Here is a 23,603-nt window from a genome sequence, read left to right on the forward strand (position 1 = left end):
GGCAGCGGAAGAGACGGGAAGCGCAGTGGGCAGCAGGAGGGCCGCCGGGGGGCGGCGGAAGAAGGCATCCGCCGCGGTCGTCGGCACGGTGGCCGCCGTCGTCGTGGCCGGGGCCGGGTTCGGCGCCTGGGCGCTGTACGACGGCGGGGGCGACGACGGCACGGGGCGGGGCGGCAGCGCGGCGCCGGAGAAGAGGGCGAAGACCGGCCCGGTGACGGCCGCCGAGGTCACCGCCACCGCGCAGCGGTTCCTCACCGCCTGGCAGCGCGGCGACGTACCCGCCGCTGCCGCCGCCACCGACGACCCGGAAGCCGCCACCGCGCTGCTCACCGGCTACGCCAAGGACGCCCGCGTCAAGGCCCCCGTCCTCACGCCCGGAGCCCCCGTCGGCGCCAAGGTGCCGTTCGCCGTCAAGGCGACCGTGACGTGGAAGGACACGGCCAAGCCGCTCGCCTACGACAGCGCGCTCACCGTCGTGCGCCGCGCCGGCGACGGCGAGCCCCGCGTCGACTGGCACGCGGCCGTGGTCCACCCCGCGCTGCGCGACGGCGACAAGCTGGTGACCGGCGAGTCCGGCACCCCGCCGGTCAAGGCCCTGGACCGGTCGGGCGGCGAGATCACCGCCGCGAAGTACCCCTCCCTCGGCACCGTCCTGGACGGGCTGCGCGCGAAGTACGGCAAGAAGGCCGGCGGGGCGGCGGGCATCGAGCTGCGCGTCGTGCGCCACGAGGAGGGCGGGGACGACGACGGCAAGGGGGCCAAGGGCGGCGAGGCGGGCGAGGCCGCCGACAAGACGCTGCTCGAACTGCGGCCCGGCACCCCGGGCACCGTGAAGACCACCCTCGACCCGGCCCTCCAGGCCGCCGCCGAGGAGCAGGTCGAGGGCAAGGCCGACGCCTCCGTCGTACTGCTGCGCGCCTCCACCGGCGAGATCCTCGCCATCGCCAACGGCGGCCACGGCTTCAACACCGCCTTCCAGGGCTCGCTGGCCCCCGGCTCCACGATGAAGGTCGTCACCTCCTCGCTGCTGATCGAGAAGAAGCTGGCCTCGATCGACAAGCCGCACCCGTGCCCGAAGTACGTGAGCTACGGCGGCTGGAAGTTCCAGAACGACGACAAGTTCGAGATCAAGGACGGCACCTTCCTGGCCAGCTTCGCCCGCTCCTGCAACACCGCCTTCATCAGCCAGGCCGGCAAGCTGAAGGACGACGACCTGACCCGGCAGGCCCAGCAGGTCTTCGGCCTGGGCCGGGACGACTGGGCGATCGGCGTGCCGTCCTTCGACGGCGCCGTGCCCGTGCAGAGCGCCGCGCAGAAGGCGGCATCCCTCATCGGGCAGGGCGGGGTGCGGATGAACCCGCTGAACATGGCGTCCGTCGCGGCGACCGTGAAGACGGGCACCTTCCACCAGCCCTATCTGGTCTCGCCGAAGGTGGACGGCCGCGCGCTCGCCACCGCCTCCCGGGCGATGTCCCCGGCCACCCTGTCCCAGCTGCGCCGGCTGATGGCGTACACGGCGGCCTCCGGCACGGCGGCCGAGGCGATGGCCGGGGTCGGCGGCGACGTGGGCGCGAAGACCGGCTCGGCGGAGGTCGACGGCCAGGACAAGCCCAACGGCTGGTTCACGGCGTACCGGGACGACCTCGCGTCCGCCGGCGTCGTCCAGCGCGGCGGCCACGGCGGCGACACGGCGGGCCCGATCGTGGCGGCACTGCTGAAGCGCGGCTAGCCGCTCACCAGCCGGGAGTCCTCCACCGGCGCGGGCCGGGAGTCGTCGACCGGCGCCGTCGCGGGCCGGTCCGTCGTCGCCGCCAGGTAGGTCTGGCGCAGGAACCGCATCAGCGCCCGCGTGTCGAACTGCACCACCGAGCAGCCCTCCGCCCCGTGGAACTCGACCACCGCCTGCACCCGGCCGCAGGGCCACACCCGCACCTCGCCGGTGCCGGCGGGGGCACGCAGGCCCTGTTCGAGGAGGGCGCGGGAGAAGGTCCACTCGCGTCCCCGGGCGGGCAGTTCGAGGCTGACCGCGCGGGGGTCGGCGTCGGGGTCGTAGCGCAGGGCGACGGGTGTCGCGCCGCCGTCGACATCGCCGGGGCGGTCGGTGTCCGTGAGGATGTGCACTCTCGCGTACTGCTCGACCACGGACATCGGAACGCCCCTCACGCTGTGTCGACCGGCCAGGGCCTCTCGGGTCCCCCGCTCGGCGGGAACCCCACCTCCACTGTCCCATATGTGCGCCATGTCACCCTCCTGAGCGGCCACCCGGGCGGGGGCACCGAGATGACCATGCGATGACGACCTCCTCGCTCTTGCAAGCCCTTCGCAACAACCCCCTATCATCGATGGGTGCACGTACCTGACGGATTCATCAACGCCCCGACCTCCGCCGTGACCGGCGTCGTCGCCGCCGGCGCCATCGCGGTGAGCCTGCGCGGCGCGCGCCGCGAGCTGGACGAGCGGACCGCGCCCCTCGCGGGCCTGGTCGCGGCGTTCATCTTCGCCGTGCAGATGCTGAACTTCCCCGTCGCGGCGGGGACCAGCGGCCATCTGCTCGGCGGGGCGCTGGCGGCGATACTCGTCGGCCCCTTCACCGGGGTCCTCTGCGTCTCCGTCGTCCTGCTGATGCAGGGCATCCTCTTCGCGGACGGCGGCCTGACCGCGCTCGGCGTGAACATCACCGACATGGCGATCGTCACGACCGTCGTCGCCTACGCCCTCTTCCGGGGGCTGGTGAAGGTGCTCCCGCGAGGCCGCCGCACCGTCACCGTGGCCTCCTTCGTCGCCGCGCTGATCTCCGTGCCGGCCGCCGCCGTCGCCTTCACCCTCATGTACTGGATCGGCGGCACGACCGACGTCTCCATCGGCAAGGTCGCCAGCGCCATGATCGGCGTGCACGTGCTGATCGGCATCGGCGAGGCGGTGATCACCGCGCTGACGGTCGGCGCGGTCATCGCCGTACGCCCGGACCTCGTGTACGGCGCCCGGGGCCTGCGCCAGAAGCTCCAGCTGCGGGTCGACGGCGAGCTGGTCGACGCGCCCGACGCCGAGCCGACGCCCGCCCCGGTGGCCGCCCGTTCCCACCGCAAGGTGTGGATCACCGGCCTGGTCACCTCCCTCGTCCTCGCCGGCTTCGTCAGCTTCTACGCCTCCGCCAACCCGGACGGCCTGGAGAAGGTCGCCACGGACAAGGGCATCGACAAGAAGGCCAAGGAGCACGCCAGCTCCGACTCCCCGCTCGCCGACTACGGCGTCTCCGACATCACGAACGCCCGCCTCTCCGGCGGCCTGGCCGGGGTGATCGGCGTCGGCGTCACGATCGTCGCGGGCAGCGCGGTCTTCTGGGGCGTGCGCAGGCGCCGCGCCGACGACACCTCCCCCACGAGCACCACCGTGCCCGGCGACCTGCCGCCGGCCGCGCACAGCACGAAGGACTGACATGGGCGCCGGCCACGCGCACCGGCTCTACCGGCACGGGCACTCCCCCGTGCACGCACTGCCGCCGCACACCAAGCTCGCCGCCGCCTTCGCCTTCGTGGTCGTCGTGGTGTCCACCCCGCGCGAGGCGATGTGGGCCTTCGGGCTCTACGCGCTGCTGCTCGCGGCGGTGGCGTACGCGGCCCGCGTCCCGGCCGGCTTCCTGCTGAAGCGGCTGCTGATCGAGGTGCCGTTCGTGGCGTTCGCCGTGCTGATGCCCTTCGTGGCGGAGGGCGAGCGGGTGGACGTCCTGGGGATGTCGCTGAGCGTCAACGGCCTGTGGGGCGCCTGGAACGTGCTGGCCAAGGGCACGCTGGGCGTCGCCGCCTCGGTGCTGCTGGCCTCCACCACGGAGCTGCGCGAGCTGCTCCTCGGGCTCCAGCGGCTCAAGCTGCCGCCGCTCCTCGTCCAGATCGCCTCCTTCATGATCCGCTACGGCGACGTCATCGGCGACGAGATGCGGCGGATGCGGATCGCCCGGGAGTCGCGCGGCTTCGAGGCGAAGGGCGTGCGGCACTGGGGGGTGCTCGCCAAGTCGGCCGGCGCGCTCTTCATCCGCTCCTACGAGCGCGGCGAGCGCGTCCACCTGGCCATGGTCAGCCGGGGCTACGCCGGGTCGATGCCGGTGATCGACGAGGTCACCGCGGACCGGGCGCAGTGGGCGCACGCGCTGGCCCTCCCCGTCGCCGCGCTCGCGGTGTGTCTGCTGGGATGGACCCTGTGACCCCTGTGCCTGCATCTCTCGACGTCTCCGGCCTCGCCTTCGCCTACCCCGACGGGCACCAGGCCCTCTTCGGCGTCGACTTCTCCGTGGCGCGCGGCGAGCGGGTCGCGCTGCTCGGGCCGAACGGCGCCGGGAAGACGACCCTCGTCCTGCACCTGAACGGCATCCTGGGCGGCGGCACCGGCACGGTCACCGTGGCCGGGCTGCCGGTGGACAAGCGGAACATGGCGGAGATCAGGCGCCGGGTCGGCATCGTCTTCCAGGACCCCGACGACCAGCTCTTCATGCCGACGGTCCGCGAGGACGTGGCCTTCGGCCCGGCGGCGGCTGGGGTGAAGGGCGCGGAGCTGGAGGCCCGGGTGGACCGGGCACTGTCCCTGGTCGGCATGGCGGAGTTCAAGGACCGCCCCCCGCACCACCTCTCCTTCGGCCAGCGGCGCCGGGTGGCCGTCGCCACCGTCCTCGCCATGGAGCCCGAGATCCTCGTCCTGGACGAGCCGTCCTCCAACCTCGACCCGGCCTCCCGCCGCGAGCTGGCCGACATCCTGCGCTCGCTGGACGTGACGGTGCTGATGGTCACCCACGACCTGCCCTACGCCCTGGAGCTGTGCTCCCGCGCCCTCATCCTCAGCGACGGCGTGATCGCGGCGGACGGCCCGACCGGCGCCCTGCTCTCCGACGACGCGCTGATGCGCGCGCACCGCCTGGAACTGCCCTTCGGCTTCGACCCGCGCTCGGTGGCGACGGGCGGCTGAGGAATCGCAGGCGGGGGATGGCTGTTGCACCCACTGTCGTAGGCGGAGGCGAAGGGTGGACGGCGTGGACGGCGTGGACGTGCGGGGCACGGTGGCGGGGGGCTTCGAGCCGGTCAGGGACGCGTTCGTCCGCAACTTCGGCGCGCTGGGCGACCGGGGCGCGGCGGTCGCCGTCTACCGGGACGGCCGCAAGGTCGTGGACCTGTGGGCCGGCACGAAGGACGTCGACGGCACCGAGCCCTGGCAGCGGGGCACCGCGCAGGTCGTCCGCTCGGCGACGAAGGGCGTGGCGGCGGCCGTACCGCTGCTGCTGCACCAGCGCGGGGAGCTGGACCTGGACGCGCCGGTCGGCGAGTACTGGCCGGAGTTCAAGGCGCAGATCTCGGTACGGCACATCCTGAACCACCGGGCCGGCCTCCCGGCCCTGGACCTCCCCCTCACCCCGGCCGAGGCGCTGGACCCTCTGCGCGGCCCGGAGGCGGTCGCCGCGCAGGCCCCCGCCTGGGAGCCGGGCACGGACCACGGCTACCACGCGCTGACGTACGGCTGGCTGGTGGACGGCCTGGTCCGCAGGGTGACGGGGCGCGGCACGGGTGAGTGGCTGGCGGACGAGGTCGCGGACCCCCTGGGCCTGGACCTGTGGCTGGGCCTGCCGCCGTCGGCCGCCGACCGGGCGGGCCGCGTCGGCCCCCTCCCGGAACCGGAGCCCTCCGCGTCCTCCGGCCCGCGACTGCGCCCCAAGCGCGCGGTGACGGCGGCCTACGAGGACCCCGCCTCCCTCACCCGCCGCGCCTTCGCCGCGATCACGCCGTTCCCGGACCAGAACGACCCGGCGTACCGGGCCCTCGCCATGCCGGCCACCAACGGCGTCACCACGGCGGAGGGCCTGGCCCGCTTCTACGCGTCCCTGATCGACCACGTGGACGGCGTACGCCTCTTCACCCCTCGGACGGTGGCCCGCGCCCGCGCCGAGGAGTCCGCGGGGCCCGACCGCGTCTTGGTCGTCGGCACCCGCTTCGGCCTCGGCTACATGCTGCACGGCAGCGCGTCCCCGCTGCTCTCCCCCGCCTCCTTCGGCCACCCGGGCCGGGGCGGCGCGCTGGGCTTCGCCGACCCGGAGGAGGGCGTCGCCTTCGGCTACGTCACGAACGGCTTCCGCAAGACGGTGACGGCGGACCCGAGGGCGCAGGCGCTGATACGGACGGTACGGGCCGCGCTCTGAGCGGGCGCCGGGTCACACGTGGATGGGGTGCGAGGCGCGCCCCGAGTCGGCGTCGATCTCGTCGTGCGCCTTGCTGAGCAACCGCATCGCCAGCTCGTTCAGCGCCCGCGCCCCCGCGACCTCCTCGCCCACCCGGGGCTGCGCGGAGTCGACGTCGTGCCGGCTGGCGTGGCCCTGCGCGCGGATCTCGGTGCCGTCGGGGAGCCGGACCATGGCGGCGGCGCGGGTGTGCCGGTCGTCCTCCATGAATTCCATCTCGACGTGCCATCCCACAGCGGTGTGCATCATGCCGATCACCTCCGGAATACCTTCTTCCAGGGTAGGGCTGCCGATCTCCGGGTGTTATCTTCACACCGCCACCGGAGGTCCCCTGTGAGGTCCCAGGCAGAGCCTCATGGGAGTCGCGATGCGTTTCACCACCGCCCTGCGGAGCAGCAGTGTGCGCTGGGCAGGCCCCCTGGTCCTGCTCATGGCGGCCCTTTACTACGTCACGGGGGAAACCGCCGAGCCCGGCACGTATCACCACTGGGCCCCGTCAATAGTCTCGGCTCCGCTGATGGTCCTCTACGCCCTCGCCTACGCCGCCGCCGCCGCGCTCGGCGTCTGGGAGAGCGGGCGGCTGCGAAAAGCGCGCGTCTGGGAGATCCCGCCTTCCCGCAGCCGCTACCTGGTCGCGGCGAACCTGCTGCTGCCCGTGGTCCTGCTGTGCTGGCTCGTGCTGCTGGTGCCGCCGGCCGTCTCCCTGGCGCGCAGCGGTACGGCGCCCACGCTCGACTCCCTGCGGCTGCCGGCGGCCGGGATGCTGATCGTGGTCGCGCACGCGATCGCCGGGTTCGCCCTCGGCTCGTTCCTGCCCCGGCTGATCGCCACCCCGGTGGTGGCGGTCGCCGACTGGGTCGCGGTCGCCTTCACCCGGACCGTCCAGCCCTACTGGCCGCGCCACGTGTCCGGGCAGTTCTCCGACGTCGGCTACGGCGAGGTGCCGCGGCTGGTGACCGTCGCCGCGCCGGTCCTGCTGGCGGGTGGCGTCGCGGCCGGACTGGCGCTGCTCTGGGCGCCGTTCGGCCCCCGGCTGCTGCGCGCCCCGGTCGCGCTCGCGGTCGCGGCGGCCGGTGTCCTCGGCGCCCAGCACCTCGCGCGGGACTGGTCGCACACGCCGCCCACGGCCACCGGCCGGGCGCCCGTGGACTGCACCGGTGAGCACCCGCGGGTGTGCCTGCCGCGCGTGGCGTCGGGGCGGCTGGACCGGGTCCAGCGCGAGGCCGCCGAGGCGCTGAGCACCCTGCGGGCCGCCGGCGCGCCCGGCGCCGCCCCCGAGAGCATCGTCGACGTGCTGGCCGGGCCCGCCGAGGCGGGCGGCGGCGACGGCCGGGTGTGGCGGCTGAGCCTGATGTCGGCGGACCGGCCGCACGAGGCCGGCTACCAAGTCATGGTGAGGGCTCTGGAGTTCCGCTGCGCGCACGTCCCGACGGCGCGGGCGCACTCCGTCTGGCTGTGGGGCGCCACCCGCACCGGCCAGCTCGACATGTACCGGGAGGGCCGCGAGCGCGAGGGCGCCACCGCCGAGAGCACGCGGCTGGAGAGCCGGGTGAGGGCCGAGATCCGCGACGTCCTCGCCAAGTCGCCCGCTGCTCAGCGGAACTGGCTCCGCAGCACTCTCAACTCCTGTGCCGGGAGCCCGGCGTGAGGTGGTGGCTCGGCGCTCGTCGCACGCGGCTCATGCTGCCCCTGGCGCTGGCCGCCTTCCTGCTCCCGCTGCTCGCGGTGCAGCACACCCGGGTGGTGCTGCCCTCGCTCATCGGCTCGCCGCGGGTCGCGCTGACCCTCTTCGTCCCCGTGCCGTTCGTCGCCTGCCTCATGCACGCCCTGGAGTCCAGGGTCCCCGCGCCGGAGGACTCCGGGGTGCGGCCGGTGGGCCGGTACGACGCCGCCCTGGTCACCGCGGCGGCCACTGCGGCCCTGTGCTGCGCCCTGCTGACCGCCGCCCTGGGCGGCACGCAGGAGGCCGCTGCGGCGGGCCGCAACGTGCTCTTCCTGACCGGCCTGATGCTCCTCGGGCACGCCGCCTTCGGCGCCTCCGCGGTCCTGGTCCCGGTGGCCTGGCTGGTCCTGGTGGTCGGCGTCGGCTTCCGCGGCCCGGTGCCGCGGCCGTGGACGGTCGTACCGCACTCCGCCCACGACCTCCCGGCGGCCCTCGCCGCCCTGCTGGTGTACGCCGCAGGACTCGTCGCCCTGGTCCGCTCCCCCCGGAAGGCCCCGTGACCCTCGTACTCGACCGCTGCACCTACCGCTACCGGCGCGGCCGGACCCCCGTCCTGCGGGACTTCCACTACGCGCTCCCCGACGGGCTCACCGTCCTGTTGGGCCCCAACGGCGCCGGGAAGTCCACCCTGTTGAGGCTCGCGGCCTCGGTGACCCGCCCGCAGCGCGGCAGCGTCCACCTGGACGACGAGCCCGCGGGCAGCCGGGCGTACCGGCAGGACGTGGCGTGGATGCCGCAGGACATCACCCCGATGCCCGGGCTCACGGCCCGCGAGTACGTCGCCTACATCGGCTGGCTGAAGGGCATGACCCGGCCCGACGCCTGGAAGCGGGCCCGCCAGGCGCTCGCCAAGGTCGACCTCGCGGACCGGATGAACGAGCGCAGCGACCGCCTCTCCGGGGGCCAGCTGCGCCGCGTCGGGGTGGCCGGGGCGCTGGTCCACGGCGCCCGCGTACTCCTGCTGGACGAGCCGACCGCGGGCCTCGACCCGTACCAGCGCCGCGTCTTCCGCGACCTGCTCGCGGGGCTCACCGGCGACATCCGGGTACTGCTCTCCACGCACGACGTCGCGGACCTCGCCGAGGAGGCCGACCACGTGTCCGTCCTCTACGACGGCCGCATCCTCCACCACGGCGACACCCGCTCCTTCCTGTCCTTCACCCCGCCCGGCACGCTCGAGGGCCGCGCGGCGGAGGGCGCGTACACGGCACTGCTGCGGGAGAGCGGCGCCCGGGCCTGAAGCGGGCCGGTGCGGATCACGCCGTGACGTGGGTGAGGAAGTCGGCCCAGGTGGCGCGGGTAACCGTGAGGTGCGGAGGCTGGGGGGACTTGGAGTCGCGGATGTGGATGGTGGCAGGGGTGGTGGCGACCTCGACGCAGTCGCCGGGCTCGCTGCTGTCGCTGAAGCTGCTCTTGAACCAGTGGAGTTCGGCGGTGCTCATAGTCTCCCCAGCGCTTGCTCGATGAAGGCTCGCGACTCCCTCGGTGCGAGAGCCCGCGCTCGGATCATCCCATAGCGCAACTCGAGGATGCGGAGATCTTTGGGGTCCGAGACCGGGCGCGCGTTGAAGACGCTGCTGGAACGGGCGATCGCGGTGCCGTCGCCGAATTTGAGCACCTGGATGAGGCCGGAAGCTCCGGCGTTCTCCTGCCGCTCGGTGGGCATGACCTGGAGAGTCACGTGCCTCAGCTCTGAGACTTCCAGCAGGTGTTCGAGCTGCCGACGCAGCACCGCCGTGCTGCCGTAAGGCCGTTCCAGCGTCACCTGCTCCTGCATGAAGCTGAGCGTCGGCGCGGGGTCACGCTCGAAGACCGCCTTCCGCGCCACCCGGGCAGCGGCCTCGCGTTCGACGACGTCCTCACTCAGCGCCGGCTGCCTCATCTCGAACAGAGTTCGCGCGTACTCCGGAGTCTGCAGAAGACCGTGGAGGTTGTGGCTTCCATACAGCAGCATCTCCACCGCCCGCCCCTCCATGTCCGCCAGATCGCGCACCTTCTTCGGATACCGGGCCCTCCGCATGTCCTCCATGAACGCTCGCAGATGCTCATTCGCCCCCGTGACCGCGTCCGCCCTGTCCAGGATCAACGGGATCCTGTTCCGGGTCCGCACGGGCGTCCCGTGGCGGGACCTGCCGGAGCGGTTCGGCAGCTGGAAAACCGTGTACGAGCGCCACCGTCGGTGGTCGGAGGAACGGCTATCCACTGCTCGGCGACGACTCGGGATCCGCGCAGACCGGTCGGACGACCCTCGGTCCGGTCGGCCGCAGCTCCTCCCGCCGCGGTGCGGGAGGCTGTGCCTGGGGCGGAGTACGTGGCGGCTCATGCTGTGGTCGTGGGGCGGCTCAGTTCTGCGCGGCCGAAGAACAGCAGGGCCCCAGCCTTCGGGGAACCGGGAGGCGGGTCGGGCCATGAAGTGGCCGACGACGCTCTGGACTGCGCCGGCTCCCACCCGGCCGTCGCGAAGGTGGTGGCGCCCCGGCGACGTACGTGCGCGTGACCTGCTCCAGCCACCGCATCCTGCTCTCGCGCTGCGCGTCCGTCTTCCCGGTGAGCACGAACGCGAGGGGGACGTAGCCCTCCCAGCCGCCGGTCGGCGGGTAGATCCGCGACCACGGCCGGAAGTCGTGCACCGCCGCTCCCTGCGCCGCCCGCTCCTTGTTCGCGTCGGCCTCCGGCGCCAAGAGCTCGAACCAGTCTTGATAGGGGTGCAGGTCGTCGGCGGGCTCGGTGACGCGGTCGACCTCCAGGAGCATGGCAGGCACACCGGCGTCCGGGGCGCGCATCGTCAGGTCGGCGATTGGGTGTGTCCGTACGGCAGGCGATGGGCGATCTCGGTCCGCCAGGACAGCGGGGTGCCGTACCCGGGTCGGAGCACTCGACGCACGGGATCGAGCCGCCGATCGCGGAAACCGGTGACTTTCGAACTGACGATCCGAGGGTGAACCCATCTGCCGACAGCGGCTCAAGTGGCGAGCCGCTGAAATGCTGTTCGGACTGATCGGAACTGGGCTTCGCAAGGAGAGGGCATGGACATGCAGCAGGTGAGCGGTGGAGGTTCCCCGGCCGCCTCGGCAATTCCGCGCCAGGGGACGGGCGGGGCCCGGCGGGTGCCCGGGCACGTCGCCTGTGTGATGGACGGCAACGGGCGGTGGGCACACTCGCGGGCACAGCCTCGCACCTTCGGCCACAGCGCCGCCGAGGCGGCCGTGATCGATGTCATCGAGGCCGCGCGCTTTGCCGGCGTCGGATGGTTGAGTCTGTACGCGTTCTCCACGGAGAACTGGAGCCGCCCGTCCGAGGAAGTCGACTTCCTGATGAAGTTGGTGAGGCGCGTGGTGCGCAAGCACTCCCTCTTCTTGCACGCGCGTGGCATCCGTTGCCGCTTCCTCGGCGTGTCCGATCCGCGAATCCCGCCCGCGCTCGCGCGGGACTTCGACGATCTGATGACGTTGACCGAAGACAACAAGGGGATGACCCTGACCGTGGCCTTCGACCACGGAGGGCGCAGGGACATCGTCGAGGCTGCGCGCTCGCTGTTGCGTAGCGGCGCCTGCGCCGAGGCCGTCACCGAGGAGACCTTTGCCGACCATCTGCCCTACCCGGACACGCCCGACGTGGACTTGGTGATCCGCACCTCAGGTGAGCAGCGCATCTCCAACTTCATGCTCTGGCAGGTCGCATACGCGGAGTGGGCGTTCCCACCTGTGCTGTGGCCCGACTTCCGCGCCTCTCACTTCGCTGAATGCCTTCACGCCTACCGGCAGCGCGACCGCCGTTTCGGCGGCGTGCTGCCCAACGAGATCGGAGCCCTTCGACCGTGACCCTTCAGGACACACCCCGCCCCGACGGCCACGCGGCCCATCATTCCGGCCGACCGGACGACATCCCTGAACAGGATCCTGGACCGCACGCCGGCGCCCGTGGCGGCCCGTTATCGGATTCGGACTCCCGGTTCGGCTCGTTCTTCGACGACCCCCTGTGGGCGCTGGCCATGGTCCGGGCGACGCTGCTGGAGGCCGCGCATCCGGCGATCGGCGCGGCCCTGGTGGAGAACTCCACCTTTCTCGCCCATCCGTGGCGGCGCCTGCGCAACACCTTCCTCAGTACCAAGCGCATGGTCGGAGCCGACGCCGCGACGCGCGAGCGGGAGGCGGCGAGGCTGAACCGCCTGCACGCCCGGATGAACGGCACGGATCACAAGAACCGCCCGTACGACGCGATGGACCCCGGTGCTCGCGCATGGGTGGTGGCGACCCTCTTCGAGAGTTCCGTCTCCATGTTCCGGTTGAGCGGCCAGCCACTGGAGCAGCAGTTCATGGAGGACCTGTATGCCGAGTTCCACGGCATGCTCGCCACCATGGGTGACACACCCGGTGAACTGCCGCCCACCCTGGCTCAATTCTGGCCGTACTTCGACCGGATGGTCGCCGAGGAACTGGAAAACACGGAGGCGATGCGGGTCATTCTGTACCAGCTCTTCGCCCACCTTCCCGCTCCTCCGCTGCTGAGCAGCGTGCCCGCCCTGTGGGCGACCGGGCGGGCCCTCGTCGCGCCGGTGGTCGGGGTGGTCGCCGTGGCCTCCCTCCCTGAACCCTTCCGCCGCCGGGCCGGCCTTCCCGAGTTTCCCGGGGCGCACACGCTGATGCAGGGCGCTTATCTGGCCATCGGACTGACCCGGTTCCTGCCTGCCGGCTGGGTCGACCCGGAGAACGCCATGAACCTGCTGTCCATGGTCCCGGATGCCGAGAGCGACGACCCGCGGGCCAGGACCGCCGCGGCCCTGAACGCCAAGATGAAGCAGGCCGCGGCCATGATCAGGCTGCTGTCCCCGCTGTCGGACCGGACGGATCCGGGCACGCGGGCTGCCCCACAAGGCGCGTCCGCCCACCGGCAAGAGGCAGACGAGTTCTTCCGGCAGGTGCTCGACCAGACCGGCAACGGCTCACTGGACTGGCCGGATCTTGCCGCCATGGCCCGGGAGCTCGCGAGCCGCCTCGACCTGGACGAACCCGAGGAGACGAGGCTGTACGCGGCCTTCGCCGACTGGTGGCGGGAGCTCCAGGCAGCCCTCGACACCGACGGCGACGGCAGCATCAGCGCCCAGGAGTACGCCGCTGGAACGCCCTCCCTCGCCGGGCCCGCACTCATCAGGGTCGCCGAGGTCCTCTTCGACGTCACCGACAAGGATGGCAGCGGACACATCGACGCCGCCGAGTACCGGGTCCTGTTCCGTACGGCGTTCCACCGCGACACCTCGGGGACCGCTGGAACCACCTACACCCGGAGTGCCTTCGTGAAGGAGTTCCTGGCCTTCATGTCCGGCCGGCAGCGCACCACCCCGTTCGACCCACTGCTTGCCGAGGCCTGACCTGGGCAGCGCAACCGACTGCGGCAGCAGGGTCTCCCGAAGCTCCGATGGGCTCGACACCCAGGAGCTTTCCGGGAGGCCCTGCTTTCATGCCCGCACCAGTGGAAGGTCATCCGGCCGCGTGGCCGCCCTCATACTCACGTCCCCCCAAGATCGATGGAGTACGACCGCTCAGTCGCATGTGACGAGGAGGATGGAGATGACGTTGCAGGTCGCGCTGTCGGAGTCGGTCCGGGAGCACCAGCATGCATTCGTGGCGGGCCGGACCATGGCCGGGACACGAGAGCGACCCCGCTGGCACACGCCCGGGGCCCTTGGGTGGAGCGCGTCCGTCCTGGATCTGCTGTAAGCCTGCCTTGTGCGGCGGGTCAGTCTGAGCCAGAGTCGGATCGATGCGACGGTGACGGTGCTGTGGAAGACGTAGGCGCGCTTGTCGTAGCGCGTCGCGACGGCCCTGGAGTGCTTGAGTCGGTTGATCGTGCGCTCGACCTCGTTCCGGCGCTTGTACATCTCCTTGTCGAAGCTGGCAGGTCGGCCTCCGCGGCTGCCGCGGCGCCGACGGTTGGCCCGTTGGTCCTTCGGCTCCGGGATGGTGTGTTTTATCTGACGTCTACGCAGGTAGCGGCGATTGCGGCGGGAGCTGTACGCCTTGTCGCCGCCGAGATGGTCGGGGCGGGTGCGCGGACGGCCGCCTCCGGGGCGCTTGCCCCTGATGCGTTCCAGGACCGGGATCAGCTGCGGGCTGTCGCCCCACTGGCCGGGCGTGATCAGCATGGCCAGTGGACGGCGGCCGCCTTCCCCGGCAAGGTGGATCTTGGAGGTCAGGCCGCCGCGGGACCGGCCGAGTCCTTCGTCGGGGCGGTGCTGCCGGGGCGTTGATCTCCGCTTCGGGATACGGGGTGGTCTGCGCGGTGCACCGGCAGCGTGCTGGTGGGCCCGGCACGAGGTGGAGTCCACGCTCACCATGCTCCAGTCGATGCGCCCCGGAGAGTCGGCCTCGGCCCGGACGCCCTGGAGGATTCTCTCCCAGGTGCCGTCCTCCGACCACCGACGGTGGCGCTCGTACACGGTTTTCCAGCTGCCGAACCGCTCCGGCAGGTCCCGCCACGGGACGCCCGTGCGGACCCGGAACAGGATCCCGTTGATCACCGTCCGGTGATCAGTCCATCGTCCGCCTCGGCGGCCGGTCTTCGGCAGATGTGGTGCAAGTTGCACCCACTCGTCGTTCGTCAGATCGCCCCGCCCCACGACCAACACAATGGGCCACGCGAGACGATGACATGATCCGCCGGACAGAACCTAGTGACCTGAGTCAGAGATTCGCTGGCAGTAGCTGGCGACTTTGTCGAGGATCTCATCGGCGGTTTTGGTCCAGATGAAGGGGCGTGGGTGGTCGTTCCAGTCTGCGACCCAGGCCCGGATGTCGCGTTCGAGTGCTTGGACGGAACGGTGGATGCCGCGCTTGAGCTTCTTTTGCGTGAGCTCGGCGAACCATCGCTCCACCAGGTTCAGCCAGGACGAGCTGGTGGGTGTGAAGTGCAGGTGGAATCGAGGGTGGGCCAGCAGCCACTTCTTGACCGCCGGTGTCTTGTGGGTCGCGTAGTTGTCGAGGATCAGGTGCACCTCGAGACCGGCCGGTACTTCCTTACAACAAGGGCGCCGCGAGCGTCGACGTGTCCGGCTGGGTGCTCAAGGACGACGACGACGGGCACGCGTACAAGATCCCGTCCGGCACCGCCATCGCCCCGCACGCCGCCCGCGCCTTCGACGTCGCCGGCTCCTACGGCCTCGGGTCCGCCGACAAGGCCCGGCTGTACCTGGCCGACGGCAAGACGCTGGTCGACAGCTTCTCCTGGTCGCAGCACTCGGCGCCGTCCTGGTCGCGCTGCGCCGACGGCACGGGGACCTTCACGCAGGCCGCGCTCACACTCGGCGCCGTCAACGCCTGTGGCGGCGGTGGGGGCGGTACGACGGCCTGGCCCGGTGGCGGCGCCGTCGCCGACGCCGACGCCGCCAACGTCTTCGGCTCCGACCTCAGCGGCCTCCAGCAGGAGGGCGGCGTCCTGTGGGGCGCCCAGAACAGCGGCAAGCTGTGGCGCCTGGTCCGCGACGGCAACGGCGGCTGGAAGCCGGACACCGCGAACGGCTGGTCGAAGGGCAAGACCCTGCGCTACCCGGGCGGCTCCGGCAGCCCCGACGCCGAGGGCGTCACCGTCACCGGCTCCGGCTCGGCCGCGGGCGTCTTCGCCGCCACCGAGCGCGACGGCGACAAGGACGGCACCAGCCGCCTGTCGGTGCTGAAGTACACCGTGAGCGGCACCGGCAGCACCCTCACCGCCGCCAAGGAGTGGAACCTGACCGGCGACCTGCCCGCGACCGGGGCCAATGCCGGTCTGGAGGCTGTCACTTGGGTGCCGGACACCTCCCTCACCACCGCCGGTTTCAAGGACTCCGCCACCGGCGCCGCCTACGACCCCGCCCGCTACGGTGCCCACAGCGGCGGCGTGTTCTTCGTCGGGGTGGAGGGGACGGGCGCCGTCCACGGGTACGTCCTCCAGGACTCCGGCGCCTTCACCCGCGTCGCCTCCTTCGCCAGCGGCATGACCGGTGTGATGGAGTTGCAGTGGGAGCCGCAGGCCGGCCGCCTGTGGGCCGTCTGCGACGACACCTGCCACGGCCGGCACCGCACCCTGAAGGTCGACGCGTCCGGCGCCTTCGCGACGGCCGCCGTCTACGACCGCCCCACCGGCATGCCCGACTACAACAACGAGGGTTTCACCCTCTCCGGCGACGACGAGTGCGTGTCCGGCAGCAAGCCGGTCTACTGGTCCGACGACGCCAACGACGGCGGCCACGCCCTGCGCCGGGGCACCGTCTCCTGCTAGTCCGGCAGGGCGGCGCCGGGCACGTGCGCCAGGTCGGCCCGGCCGGCCGCGGCCGGGGTGGCAACTGGTCGAGCTGGAGGGCACCGCCGTGGCCTGACGGACGTCACGACGCGTGCAGCATCAGCCCGATGCCCACCACCAGCAGCCCCGCCGCCGCGATGCGCGGGGCGCCGAAGCGCTCCTTGAAGAGGATCGCCCCCATCGCCGCACCGACCAGGATCGAGGACTCGCGCAGCGCGGCGACGGGGGCGAGCGGGGCGCGGGTCTGGGCCCACAGGACGAGGGCGTAGGCGAGGACGGAGAGGGCGGCGCCGAGCAGTCCGAGCCCGGCCGGCGGGCGGACCAGCGCCCAGGACGCGGACCGGTGCCGGTGGAGGAACCAGAGCGGGACGACCGCGCCCTGGAGCGCCATCAGCCAGGCGATGTACCCGACCGGCGACCCGGAGGCCCGCACGCCCAGGCCGTCGACCACCGTGTACGCCGCGATGGTCGCGCCGGTGGCGAGGGCCGCGCCGACGGCCGCCCAGTCGGGCCGGCGTCCGCGCAGCCCCCACAGGGCGACGCCGGTCAGGCCGGTGCAGGAGGCCAGGACGCCGAGGGCGGCCCAGCCGTCGGGGACCTCGTGGGCGAGGAGGGCGGCGAGGACGGTGACGAGGAGCGGGGCGCTGCCGCGGGCGATGGGGTAGGCCTGGCCGAAGTCGCCGAGCCGGAAGGAGCGCATCAGCAGGGCGTAGTAGGCGATGTGGATCGCGGCGGAGAGGAGGAGGTACGGCCACGCGCCGGCCGCCGGGAGGGCGGCGAACGGCGTGAGCGCGAGCCCGATGAGGAGACCGCCCCCGGAGATGAGGGCGAACCCGGTGAGCTTGTCGGGGATGCGGTGCGCGATGGCGTTCCAGCAGGCGTGCGTCACCGCCGCGAGCAGCACGGCGGCGACGACCAGCGGTGTCACGCGCCGCCGGTCTCGCGCACGTCCACCAGCTCCGCCCCCGCGACGGCCACCAGCTCGGCCGGTGCCATGGGGAAGACGGTGTGCGGGGTGCCGGCGGCGGCCCACACGGTGTCGTGCGCGAGCAGGGACCGGTCGGCGAGCACCCGGGTCCGCTCGCGGTGCCCGAAGGGCGGCACGGCCCCGATGGCGTACCCGGTGGTCTCCCGCACGACGTCCGCCTTGGCCCGGGTCACCTTCCCGGCGCCCAGCTCCGCGCGGACCTTCTCCACGTCGACCCGCGACGCCCCGTCCATGAGGACCAGCACGGGCACCCCGTCCGCCGCGAAGATCAGCGACTTGCAGATCTGGCTCAGCTCGCACCCGACGGCCGCGGCGGCCTCCACCGCCGTCCTGGCCCCCTCCGGAAACCGCCGCACCCGCCCGGCCACCTCCCCGAGCCCCCGTTCGAGGAGGGCGGCGGCGAAGCGGGGGTGGACGGGGGAGGTGTCGTCGACGGTGTTCATGAGGGGCACGGTAGCGGTGCGTGTATGGCACACGCGACCGGGTTGTCCCGTCGGCACGGGCTTCCCCCGGCCGGCACCCCCGGGTGAGCCGCTAGCCTGCCTCCTGACATTGCTTCAGGAGATTTCAGGAGACCAGGGGGTCGGGGCCGATGCCGCAGGAACCGTGGGCGGGGCTGTCCGAGGCCATCAGCGCGATCCGGGCCGAGCTGGAGGCGGCCGTGGCCGACGGGGCCGGTCACGCGATCCAGTTCCGCACGGGCGCGGTGGAGATGGAGTTCGCCGTCGACGTGCGGAAGGACGGCCAGGCGGGGGCCAAGGTGTCCATCCTGCCGTGGAGCGCGAGCGCCGAGGCCAAGGCCGGGTACGCGGCGGGCACGACCTCCCGCCTGAAGATCACCCTGCAGCCGGTCGACCAGCAGGGCGCCGACCAGAAGATCGGCTCCGAGAGCCGTGAGCGCCCCCGGTAGGGGCTGAGCGCACGTGGACGTACGACGCGTGGTGGAGGTCTGGGACCCGGGGGCCGGGATCGCCGGAACCGGCTACCTCGTCACCGACCGGCTGGTCCTGACCGCCTTCCACAACGTGCGGGGGCCCGCGCGGGCGGTCGAGGTGCGCCGGCTCGCCCCGCACGGGCAGCGGCAGGACGGGTGGGCGGCGGCCGAGGTGCTGTGGCCCGAGCGCGCGCCCGACCTCGCGGCGGACCCGCACACGGACGCGGCCCTGCTCCTCGTCACCGACACCGCCTGGCAGCCCCCCGACCCGCCGCTCCCGGCCGTGCGCTGGGGTCGCCTGCCGCCGCCCGCCGACGGCATGGTGGACACCCGGGTGCCGTGCGTCGCGGTGGGCTTCCCGGAGGCCGAGCAGCGGGACGGGCGCCGGGACACGAAGCAGATCAGCGGCCACATCGAGACGCTGAGCGGCCTGAAGTCGGGCTTGCTGACGGCCCACGTCGACCGGGTCGCGACGCCCGGCGCGGGCACCGGATCGTCGCCCTGGTCCGGCGCGTCGGGGGCGGCGCTGTTCTGCGGGGAACTGCTGACCGGGGTCCTGACGACCGACCGGGCGGGAGCGTACTCCGGCGACCAGCTCGTCGCCGTCCCCCTGGCCACGCTCGCCGCGCGACCCGGCTTCACGACGACGCTCAAGGCCGCGGGCAACGCGGTGGCGCTGGAGGTCATCTCCCCGCGCGCCGAAAGAACCGGCCCGTACGACGTCGACGTACCGGCGGGGCTCCACAACCTTCCGAGCCTCCCCACCCAGGTCTTCGTCGGCCGCGACGAGGCCCTGACCACGCTCGCCACCGCGCTGGAGCAGGGCTCCCAGGCCGTCACGCAGACCGTGCAGGGCCTGGGCGGGGTCGGCAAGACGACGCTGGCGCTGCACTACGCGCACGCGTACCGGGACGCGTACCACCTGGTGTGGTGGGTCGGCGCCGAGACGCCGGAGCAGCTCACCACGGACCTCGCCGCCCTGACGACCCGCGTCAACGGGGGCCCCACCGGCCGCACCACCACCGAGGACGCGGCCTGGGCCGTCGGCTGGCTCCAGACCCACCCGGGCTGGCTCCTGGTCTTGGACAACGCCGAACGCCCCGACACCGTCGCCCACCTGACGGGCCAACTCCACCACGCCGGACGCCACCTGATCACCACCCGCTTCGCCCACGGCTGGCCCACCACGCCCCTGGCCCTCCCCCTCCTGACCGCCGACGCCTCCCTGGACCTGCTCACCCGCCTCACCGGCCTGACCGACGCCGACGACCAACACCACGCCCGCCTCCTGGCCGACGAACTCGGCCACCTGCCCCTGGCCCTGGAACAGGCCGGCGCGTTCATCGCCGAGAGCCACCTCGCGGTCGGCGCCTACCTCGACCTGCTGCACCGGCACCCCGCCGAGACGACGAACACGGGCCCCGCCGGCACGGACCCCCAGCGCACGATGGCCCGCATCTGGCGCATCACCCTCGACGCCCTCCACCGCGACACCCCCCTCGCCGTGGACATCCTCCGCACGGTCGCCTGGTTCGCCCCGGACGCCATCCCCCGGGACCTGCTGCTCCCGATGGCCGACACCCCGGTCGAGTACGCCCGGGCGCTGGGCCGGCTCGCGTCGTACGGCATGATCAGCCTCGACTCCGGCACCTTCAGCGTGCACCGGCTCGTCCAGAGGGTCGCCCGCACACCCGACGTCGGCACGGCGGAGGACACCGACCCCCACCGCGCCGCGCACGTCATCGCCACCGCCCGTCACCGGGCCACGGTGCTCCTCGCCTCCGCGCTGCCGGACGATCCGCACGCGAACGTGGCCGGCTGGCCCACCTGGCGTGCCCTGCTCCCCCACACCCAGGCCCTCCTCGCGGGCACCGCTCCCGAAGACGACAGTGAGGCCACTCACAGCCTGCTGAGCATCACGGTGGTCTATCTGGACGGCCAAGGACAGATCACCGAGGCCATCGGCTACAGTCGGCGCTCATTGACCGCTTCCAGCCGCCTCCATGGCCCGGACGATCCCAGGACGCTCACGGCCCGCAACAACCTGGCCTGCGTCTACCAGGCAGGGGCCAACCTGAACGACGCCATCGCCCTGCACGAGCAGAACCTCGCCGACCGCACGCGCGTCCTGGGCGAGGACCACCCGCACACCCTCACCTCCCGCGACAACCTGGCCCGCGCCTACGCGGAAGCAGGCGATCTGCCCCGGGCGGTCACCCTGTCCGAGCGGAGTCGCGCGGACTTCGAGCGCCTTCTGGGCGGGGACCATCCCGATACCCTCACCTCCCGCAACAACCTCGCCCACGTCTACCAGGCGGCGGGCGACCCCGACCGGGCCATCGCCCTGTATGAATGGAGCCTCGCCGACCGCACACGCGTCCTCGGCACAGACCACCCGAGCACCCTGATCACCCGCAACAACCTGGCGTGCGCCTACCTGGCGGCAGGCGATCCGCTCCGCGCCATCGCCGCGCACGAGCAGAACCTCGCCGACCGCACGCGCATCATGGGCGAGGACCACCCGGACACCCTGATCTCCCGCAACAACCTGGGCTTCTCCTGCCAGGCGGCGGGCGATCTGGACCGGGCCATCAGCCTGTACGAACAGAGCCTCACCGGTCGGACGCGCGTCCTGGGCGAGAGCCACCCCGACACCCTCGTCTCCCGCCGCGACCTCGCAAGCGCCCACCGGGCGGCCGGCCACCTCGACCGTGCCACCACCCTGTACGCACAGGCCCTCACCGGCGCGGAGCGGTTCCTCCAAGCCGACCACTCGTTCACCCTCGACCTCCGCAACGACCTCGCCGACGCCCACCGGGCTGCGGGCAACCCGAGCGACGCCATCGCCCTGCACGAGCAGAACCTCAGCGCTCGCACGCGCGTCCTGGGCGAGGACCACCCCGACACCCTCACCTCCCGCAACAACCTCGCCTACGCCTACCAGTCGGCCGGCGACCTCGACCGTGCCACCGCCCTGTACGAGCTGAACCTGGCCGTCGCCGAGCGGGCCCTCCGGGCAGACCACCCGCACACCCGCGTCTTCCGCGCCAACCTCGCTCACGCACGACAGGCCGGTGAGCCCCCGCCGAACGCGAACGGCCGGTGAGACCCCCCGCTCTGATCGCGGAGACCTCACCGGCCGGTGGCGCGCGCCCCTCAGGGCACCGCGGACGTCAGACCCGGACCAACTCCCGGTCCTCGTCCCGCCCGTCGTCCATGCGGCGCAGCCCCTCGCCCTCGACGTCGACGTTCGGCAGGACGCGGTCCAGCCACCTCGGCAGCCACCACGCCCGCTTGCCCAGCAGGGCGAGCACCGCCGGGACGATCGCCATGCGGACGATGAACGCGTCGAAGAAGACCGCGATCGCCAGGCCGAAGCCGATCATTTTGACCATGGACTCGCTGGAGCCGATGAAGCCGGAGAAGACGGCCATCATGATGACCGCGGCGGCGGTCACGACGCGGGCGCCGTGCTTGAAGCCGGTCACCACGGCCTGGGCCGGCTTCTCGCCGTGGACGTACGCCTCGCGCATGCGGGTGACGAGGAAGACCTCGTAGTCCATCGCCAGGCCGAAGACCACGCCGACCATGAAGATCGGCATCATCGACATGACCGGGCCGGTCTCCTCGACGCCCATCAGGCCGGCCAGCCAGCCCCACTGGAAGACCGCGACGACCGCGCCCAGCGCCGCCATGACGGAGAGCAGGAAGCCGAGGGCCGCCTTCAGCGGGACCAGGATCGAGCGGAAGACCACGATCAGGAGGAGGAAGGCCAGGCCGACCACCAGGACCAGGTACGGGATCAGCGCGTCGTTGAGCTTCTGGCTGACGTCGATGTTCATCGCCGTGGAGCCGGTGACCAGGGTCTCCGCGCCGGTGTCCGCCTTGATGCCGGCGCCCGCGTCGCGGATCGCGTGGACCAGGTTCTCGGTCTCGACGGAGGACGGCTTGTAGTCCGGGATGACGGAGATCGTGGCCGTGTCGCCGGCCTTGTTGGGCGCGGGCGGGGTGACCGCCTTGACGCCGTCCAGGCCCTTGATCTCGTCGGAGACCTTCGTGAAGGCCGACTTGTCGGACCCCTTCGCGTCGACCACGACAAGGAGGGGGCCGTTGAAGCCGGGGCCGAAGCCGTCGGAGAGGAGGTCGTAGGCGCGGCGCTGCGTCGTGGAGGTCGGCTGGGAGCCGTCGTCGGGCAGGCCCAGCTCCAGGGAGGCGGCCGGGATCGCCGCCGCGCCCAGGCCGATCACGCCGAGCAGCAGCACCGCCAGCGGGCGGCGGACGACGAAGCTCGCCCAGCGGGTGCCCATGTTGGCCTTGGCGGGCCTGCCCTCGGTGGACGCCTTGGCCCGGCCCCCGCCGAGGAGGCGGCTCTTCTGGCCGGCCGGGCGGACCTTGCGGCCCGCGTAGCCGAGCAGTGCGGGGATCATGGTCAGGGCGATCAGGACCGCGATGGCCACCGTGCCGGCCGCCGCGACGCCCATCTTCGTCAGCATCGGGATGTTGACGACCGCCAGGCCCACCAGCGCGATGACCACGGTGAGGCCCGCGAAGACCACGGCGGAGCCGGCCGTGCCGACCGCCCGCCCGGCCGCGTCCTCGCGCTCGCGGCCCTCGGCCAGTTCGGCGCGGTAGCGGGAGACGATGAACAGGGCGTAGTCGATGCCGACCGCGAGGCCGATCATCATCGCCAGCGTGGACGTGGTCGAGCCGAGGTCCATCACGCTGGCCAGCGCGGTGATCGAGGAGACCCCGATGCCGACGCCGATCAGCGCGGTCAGCAGCGGCAGCCCGGCCGCGATCAGCGAGCCGAAGGTGATGACGAGGACGACGGCCGCGATGGCGATGCCGATGACCTCGGTGGCGCCCGTCTCCGGTATCGCCTGGAGCGCGTCACCGCCGATCTCGACGGTCAGCCCGGAGTCGCGCGCCTGCTGGGCGGCGTCCTTCAGGGCGTCCTTGCTGGACTCCTCCAGCTCCATGCCGGAGACGTCGTAGCGGACGGAGGCGTACGCGATCGTGCCGTCCTTGCTGACGGCGTTCCCCTTGTACGGGTCGGCGACCGAGGCGACCTCGGAGCCGTCGGACAGCTCGCGCACGGTCTTCTGGACGGCCGCCTTGTTGCCGCCGTCCGTCATCTTCTCGCCGGACGGCGCCTTGAAGACGACGCGCGCGGTCGCCCCGTCGGCGCTCTGCCCGGGGAAGCGCTGTTCCAGCAGGTCGAAGGCCTTCTGGGCCTCCGTACCGGGGATCGAGAAGGAGGTGGAGCCGGCGGGCGGCGCGCTGGCCGCGCCGACGCCGGCCAGGGTCAGCAGCGCCACCCAGAGCAGGGCGACGAAGTGGCGCCGCCGGAAGGCGAGCCGGCCGAGTTTGTAGAGGAACGTGGCCACGAGGGCGTACTCCCGGTCAGGTCGTGTGGTCTTCAGGGCAGGGATGATCAGCCCGACGACGTGAGCGGTGGCGTCAGGTGGTG

Annotated in this window: 19 protein-coding genes and 5 pseudogenes; 14 read left to right on the forward strand and 10 right to left on the reverse strand. The window is 72.6% G+C overall.

Going from position 1 to position 23,603, the window contains the following annotated elements; genetic code table 11:
- Positions 1–25: 25 nt before the first annotated feature.
- Positions 26–1,729: a penicillin-binding transpeptidase domain-containing protein gene (locus ACGFZL_RS14135; protein WP_393691480.1), complete on the forward strand. Its 1,704-nt coding sequence runs from the start codon at positions 26–28 to the stop codon at positions 1,727–1,729.
- On the opposite strand, the gene ACGFZL_RS14140 is transcribed toward ACGFZL_RS14135, so the two are convergent.
- Positions 1,726–2,148, reverse strand: coding sequence for an SsgA family sporulation/cell division regulator (locus ACGFZL_RS14140; RefSeq protein WP_393691482.1), 423 nt, complete (start codon positions 2,146–2,148; stop codon positions 1,726–1,728). The genes ACGFZL_RS14135 and ACGFZL_RS14140 overlap by 4 nt on opposite strands.
- 198 nt (positions 2,149–2,346) lie before the next feature.
- On the opposite strand from ACGFZL_RS14140, the gene ACGFZL_RS14145 reads away from it, so the two are divergent.
- From ACGFZL_RS14145 to ACGFZL_RS14160, 4 genes are all read left to right on the forward strand, one after another.
- Positions 2,347–3,435 (forward strand): energy-coupling factor ABC transporter permease, encoded by a 1,089-nt coding sequence (locus ACGFZL_RS14145; protein WP_393691484.1) that lies wholly within the window; start codon positions 2,347–2,349, stop codon positions 3,433–3,435.
- A gap of 1 nt (position 3,436) precedes the next feature.
- Positions 3,437–4,198, forward strand: coding sequence for a cobalt ECF transporter T component CbiQ (gene cbiQ, locus ACGFZL_RS14150; protein WP_355174163.1), 762 nt, complete (start codon positions 3,437–3,439; stop codon positions 4,196–4,198).
- Positions 4,186–4,953 carry an energy-coupling factor ABC transporter ATP-binding protein gene (locus tag ACGFZL_RS14155; protein ID WP_393691486.1) on the forward strand — a complete coding sequence of 256 codons (768 nt, stop codon included), beginning with the start codon at positions 4,186–4,188 and terminating at the stop codon, positions 4,951–4,953. Before cbiQ ends, ACGFZL_RS14155 begins: the two co-directional genes overlap by 13 nt.
- Positions 4,954–5,026: 73 nt before the next feature.
- A complete protein-coding gene (locus ACGFZL_RS14160) occupies positions 5,027–6,175 on the forward strand; it encodes a serine hydrolase domain-containing protein (protein ID WP_393691881.1) in 1,149 nt (382 codons plus the stop codon).
- A gap of 12 nt (positions 6,176–6,187) precedes the next feature.
- Here ACGFZL_RS14160 and ACGFZL_RS14165 read toward each other — a convergent pair whose 3' ends face one another.
- The gene (locus tag ACGFZL_RS14165) at positions 6,188–6,463 is read right to left on the reverse strand and encodes a DUF1876 domain-containing protein (RefSeq protein ID WP_393691488.1); all 276 of its coding nucleotides are present in this window, start codon (positions 6,461–6,463) and stop codon (positions 6,188–6,190) included.
- Positions 6,464–6,581: 118 nt separating this feature from the next.
- Here ACGFZL_RS14165 and ACGFZL_RS14170 point away from each other — a divergent pair, with 118 nt between their 5' ends.
- Genes ACGFZL_RS14170 through ACGFZL_RS14180 form a run of 3 tightly spaced genes read left to right on the forward strand, consistent with a single transcriptional unit; the run spans position 6,582 to position 9,177 of the window.
- Positions 6,582–7,862 (forward strand): hypothetical protein, encoded by a 1,281-nt coding sequence (locus ACGFZL_RS14170; protein WP_393691490.1) that lies wholly within the window; start codon positions 6,582–6,584, stop codon positions 7,860–7,862.
- Positions 7,859–8,437 (forward strand): hypothetical protein, encoded by a 579-nt coding sequence (locus tag ACGFZL_RS14175; RefSeq protein WP_393691492.1) that lies wholly within the window; start codon positions 7,859–7,861, stop codon positions 8,435–8,437. Before ACGFZL_RS14170 ends, ACGFZL_RS14175 begins: the two co-directional genes overlap by 4 nt.
- Positions 8,434–9,177, forward strand: a complete 744-nt coding sequence (locus ACGFZL_RS14180; protein ID WP_393691494.1) for an ATP-binding cassette domain-containing protein — start codon at positions 8,434–8,436, stop codon at positions 9,175–9,177. Before ACGFZL_RS14175 ends, ACGFZL_RS14180 begins: the two co-directional genes overlap by 4 nt.
- Positions 9,178–9,193: 16 nt before the next feature.
- On the opposite strand, the gene ACGFZL_RS14185 is transcribed toward ACGFZL_RS14180, so the two are convergent.
- Both ACGFZL_RS14185 and ACGFZL_RS14190 read right to left on the reverse strand, forming a co-directional pair.
- A complete protein-coding gene (locus ACGFZL_RS14185) occupies positions 9,194–9,379 on the reverse strand; it encodes a DUF397 domain-containing protein (protein ID WP_393691496.1) in 186 nt (61 codons plus the stop codon).
- Positions 9,376–10,026 (reverse strand): annotated as a pseudogene (locus ACGFZL_RS14190) (DUF5753 domain-containing protein); the annotation flags it as partial. The pseudogene ACGFZL_RS14190 and the gene ACGFZL_RS14185, both read right to left, overlap by 4 nt.
- Here ACGFZL_RS14190 and ACGFZL_RS14195 point away from each other — a divergent pair.
- A pseudogene (locus ACGFZL_RS14195) lies at positions 9,965–10,129 on the forward strand (transposase); the annotation flags it as partial. The pseudogenes ACGFZL_RS14190 and ACGFZL_RS14195 sit on opposite strands and share 62 nt — an antisense overlap.
- 150 nt (positions 10,130–10,279) lie before the next feature.
- Here the strand turns inward: ACGFZL_RS14195 and ACGFZL_RS14200 are convergent.
- Complete coding sequence (locus tag ACGFZL_RS14200; RefSeq protein WP_393691914.1) at positions 10,280–10,699, reverse strand: hypothetical protein; 420 nt, start codon at positions 10,697–10,699, stop codon at positions 10,280–10,282.
- 264 nt (positions 10,700–10,963) lie between these two features.
- Here ACGFZL_RS14200 and uppS point away from each other — a divergent pair, with 264 nt between their 5' ends.
- Together uppS and ACGFZL_RS14210 are read left to right on the forward strand one after the other, a co-directional pair.
- Positions 10,964–11,758, forward strand: coding sequence for a polyprenyl diphosphate synthase (gene uppS, locus ACGFZL_RS14205; RefSeq protein WP_393691498.1), 795 nt, complete (start codon positions 10,964–10,966; stop codon positions 11,756–11,758).
- Positions 11,759–11,820: 62 nt separating this feature from the next.
- Positions 11,821–13,305, forward strand: a complete 1,485-nt coding sequence (locus ACGFZL_RS14210) for an oxygenase MpaB family protein (protein ID WP_393691883.1) — start codon at positions 11,821–11,823, stop codon at positions 13,303–13,305.
- Positions 13,306–13,677: 372 nt separating this feature from the next.
- On the opposite strand, the pseudogene ACGFZL_RS14215 reads toward ACGFZL_RS14210, so the two are convergent.
- Positions 13,678–14,553 (reverse strand): annotated as a pseudogene (locus ACGFZL_RS14215) (IS5 family transposase); the annotation flags it as partial.
- Positions 14,554–14,604: 51 nt separating this feature from the next.
- A pseudogene (locus ACGFZL_RS14220) lies at positions 14,605–14,949 on the reverse strand (transposase); the annotation flags it as partial.
- A gap of 2 nt (positions 14,950–14,951) precedes the next feature.
- Between ACGFZL_RS14220 and ACGFZL_RS14225 the strand changes: the two are divergent.
- A pseudogene (locus ACGFZL_RS14225) lies at positions 14,952–16,190 on the forward strand (hypothetical protein); the annotation flags it as partial.
- A 103-nt stretch (positions 16,191–16,293) separates the two neighbouring features.
- On the opposite strand, the gene ACGFZL_RS14230 reads toward ACGFZL_RS14225, so the two are convergent.
- Positions 16,294–17,139 (reverse strand): EamA family transporter, encoded by an 846-nt coding sequence (locus tag ACGFZL_RS14230; RefSeq protein ID WP_393691500.1) that lies wholly within the window; start codon positions 17,137–17,139, stop codon positions 16,294–16,296.
- Entirely contained in the window at positions 17,136–17,642 is a 507-nt protein-coding gene (locus ACGFZL_RS14235) for a YbaK/EbsC family protein (RefSeq protein WP_393691502.1), read from the reverse strand. The genes ACGFZL_RS14230 and ACGFZL_RS14235 overlap by 4 nt, the downstream gene beginning before the upstream one ends.
- Positions 17,643–17,791: 149 nt before the next feature.
- On the opposite strand from ACGFZL_RS14235, the gene ACGFZL_RS14240 reads away from it, so the two are divergent.
- Together ACGFZL_RS14240 and ACGFZL_RS14245 are read left to right on the forward strand one after the other, a co-directional pair.
- Complete coding sequence (locus ACGFZL_RS14240) at positions 17,792–18,109, forward strand: trypco2 family protein (RefSeq protein WP_393691504.1); 318 nt, start codon at positions 17,792–17,794, stop codon at positions 18,107–18,109.
- A gap of 13 nt (positions 18,110–18,122) precedes the next feature.
- A complete protein-coding gene (locus tag ACGFZL_RS14245) occupies positions 18,123–21,239 on the forward strand; it encodes a tetratricopeptide repeat protein (RefSeq protein ID WP_393691506.1) in 3,117 nt (1,038 codons plus the stop codon).
- A 67-nt stretch (positions 21,240–21,306) separates the two neighbouring features.
- On the opposite strand, the gene ACGFZL_RS14250 is transcribed toward ACGFZL_RS14245, so the two are convergent.
- Complete coding sequence (locus ACGFZL_RS14250) at positions 21,307–23,520, reverse strand: MMPL family transporter (RefSeq protein ID WP_393691508.1); 2,214 nt, start codon at positions 23,518–23,520, stop codon at positions 21,307–21,309.
- Positions 23,521–23,603 lie beyond the last annotated feature (83 nt).

The organism is Streptomyces sp. NPDC048182, from assembly GCF_043202555.1.
In the GTDB taxonomy this organism is placed as follows: domain Bacteria; phylum Actinomycetota; class Actinomycetes; order Streptomycetales; family Streptomycetaceae; genus Streptomyces.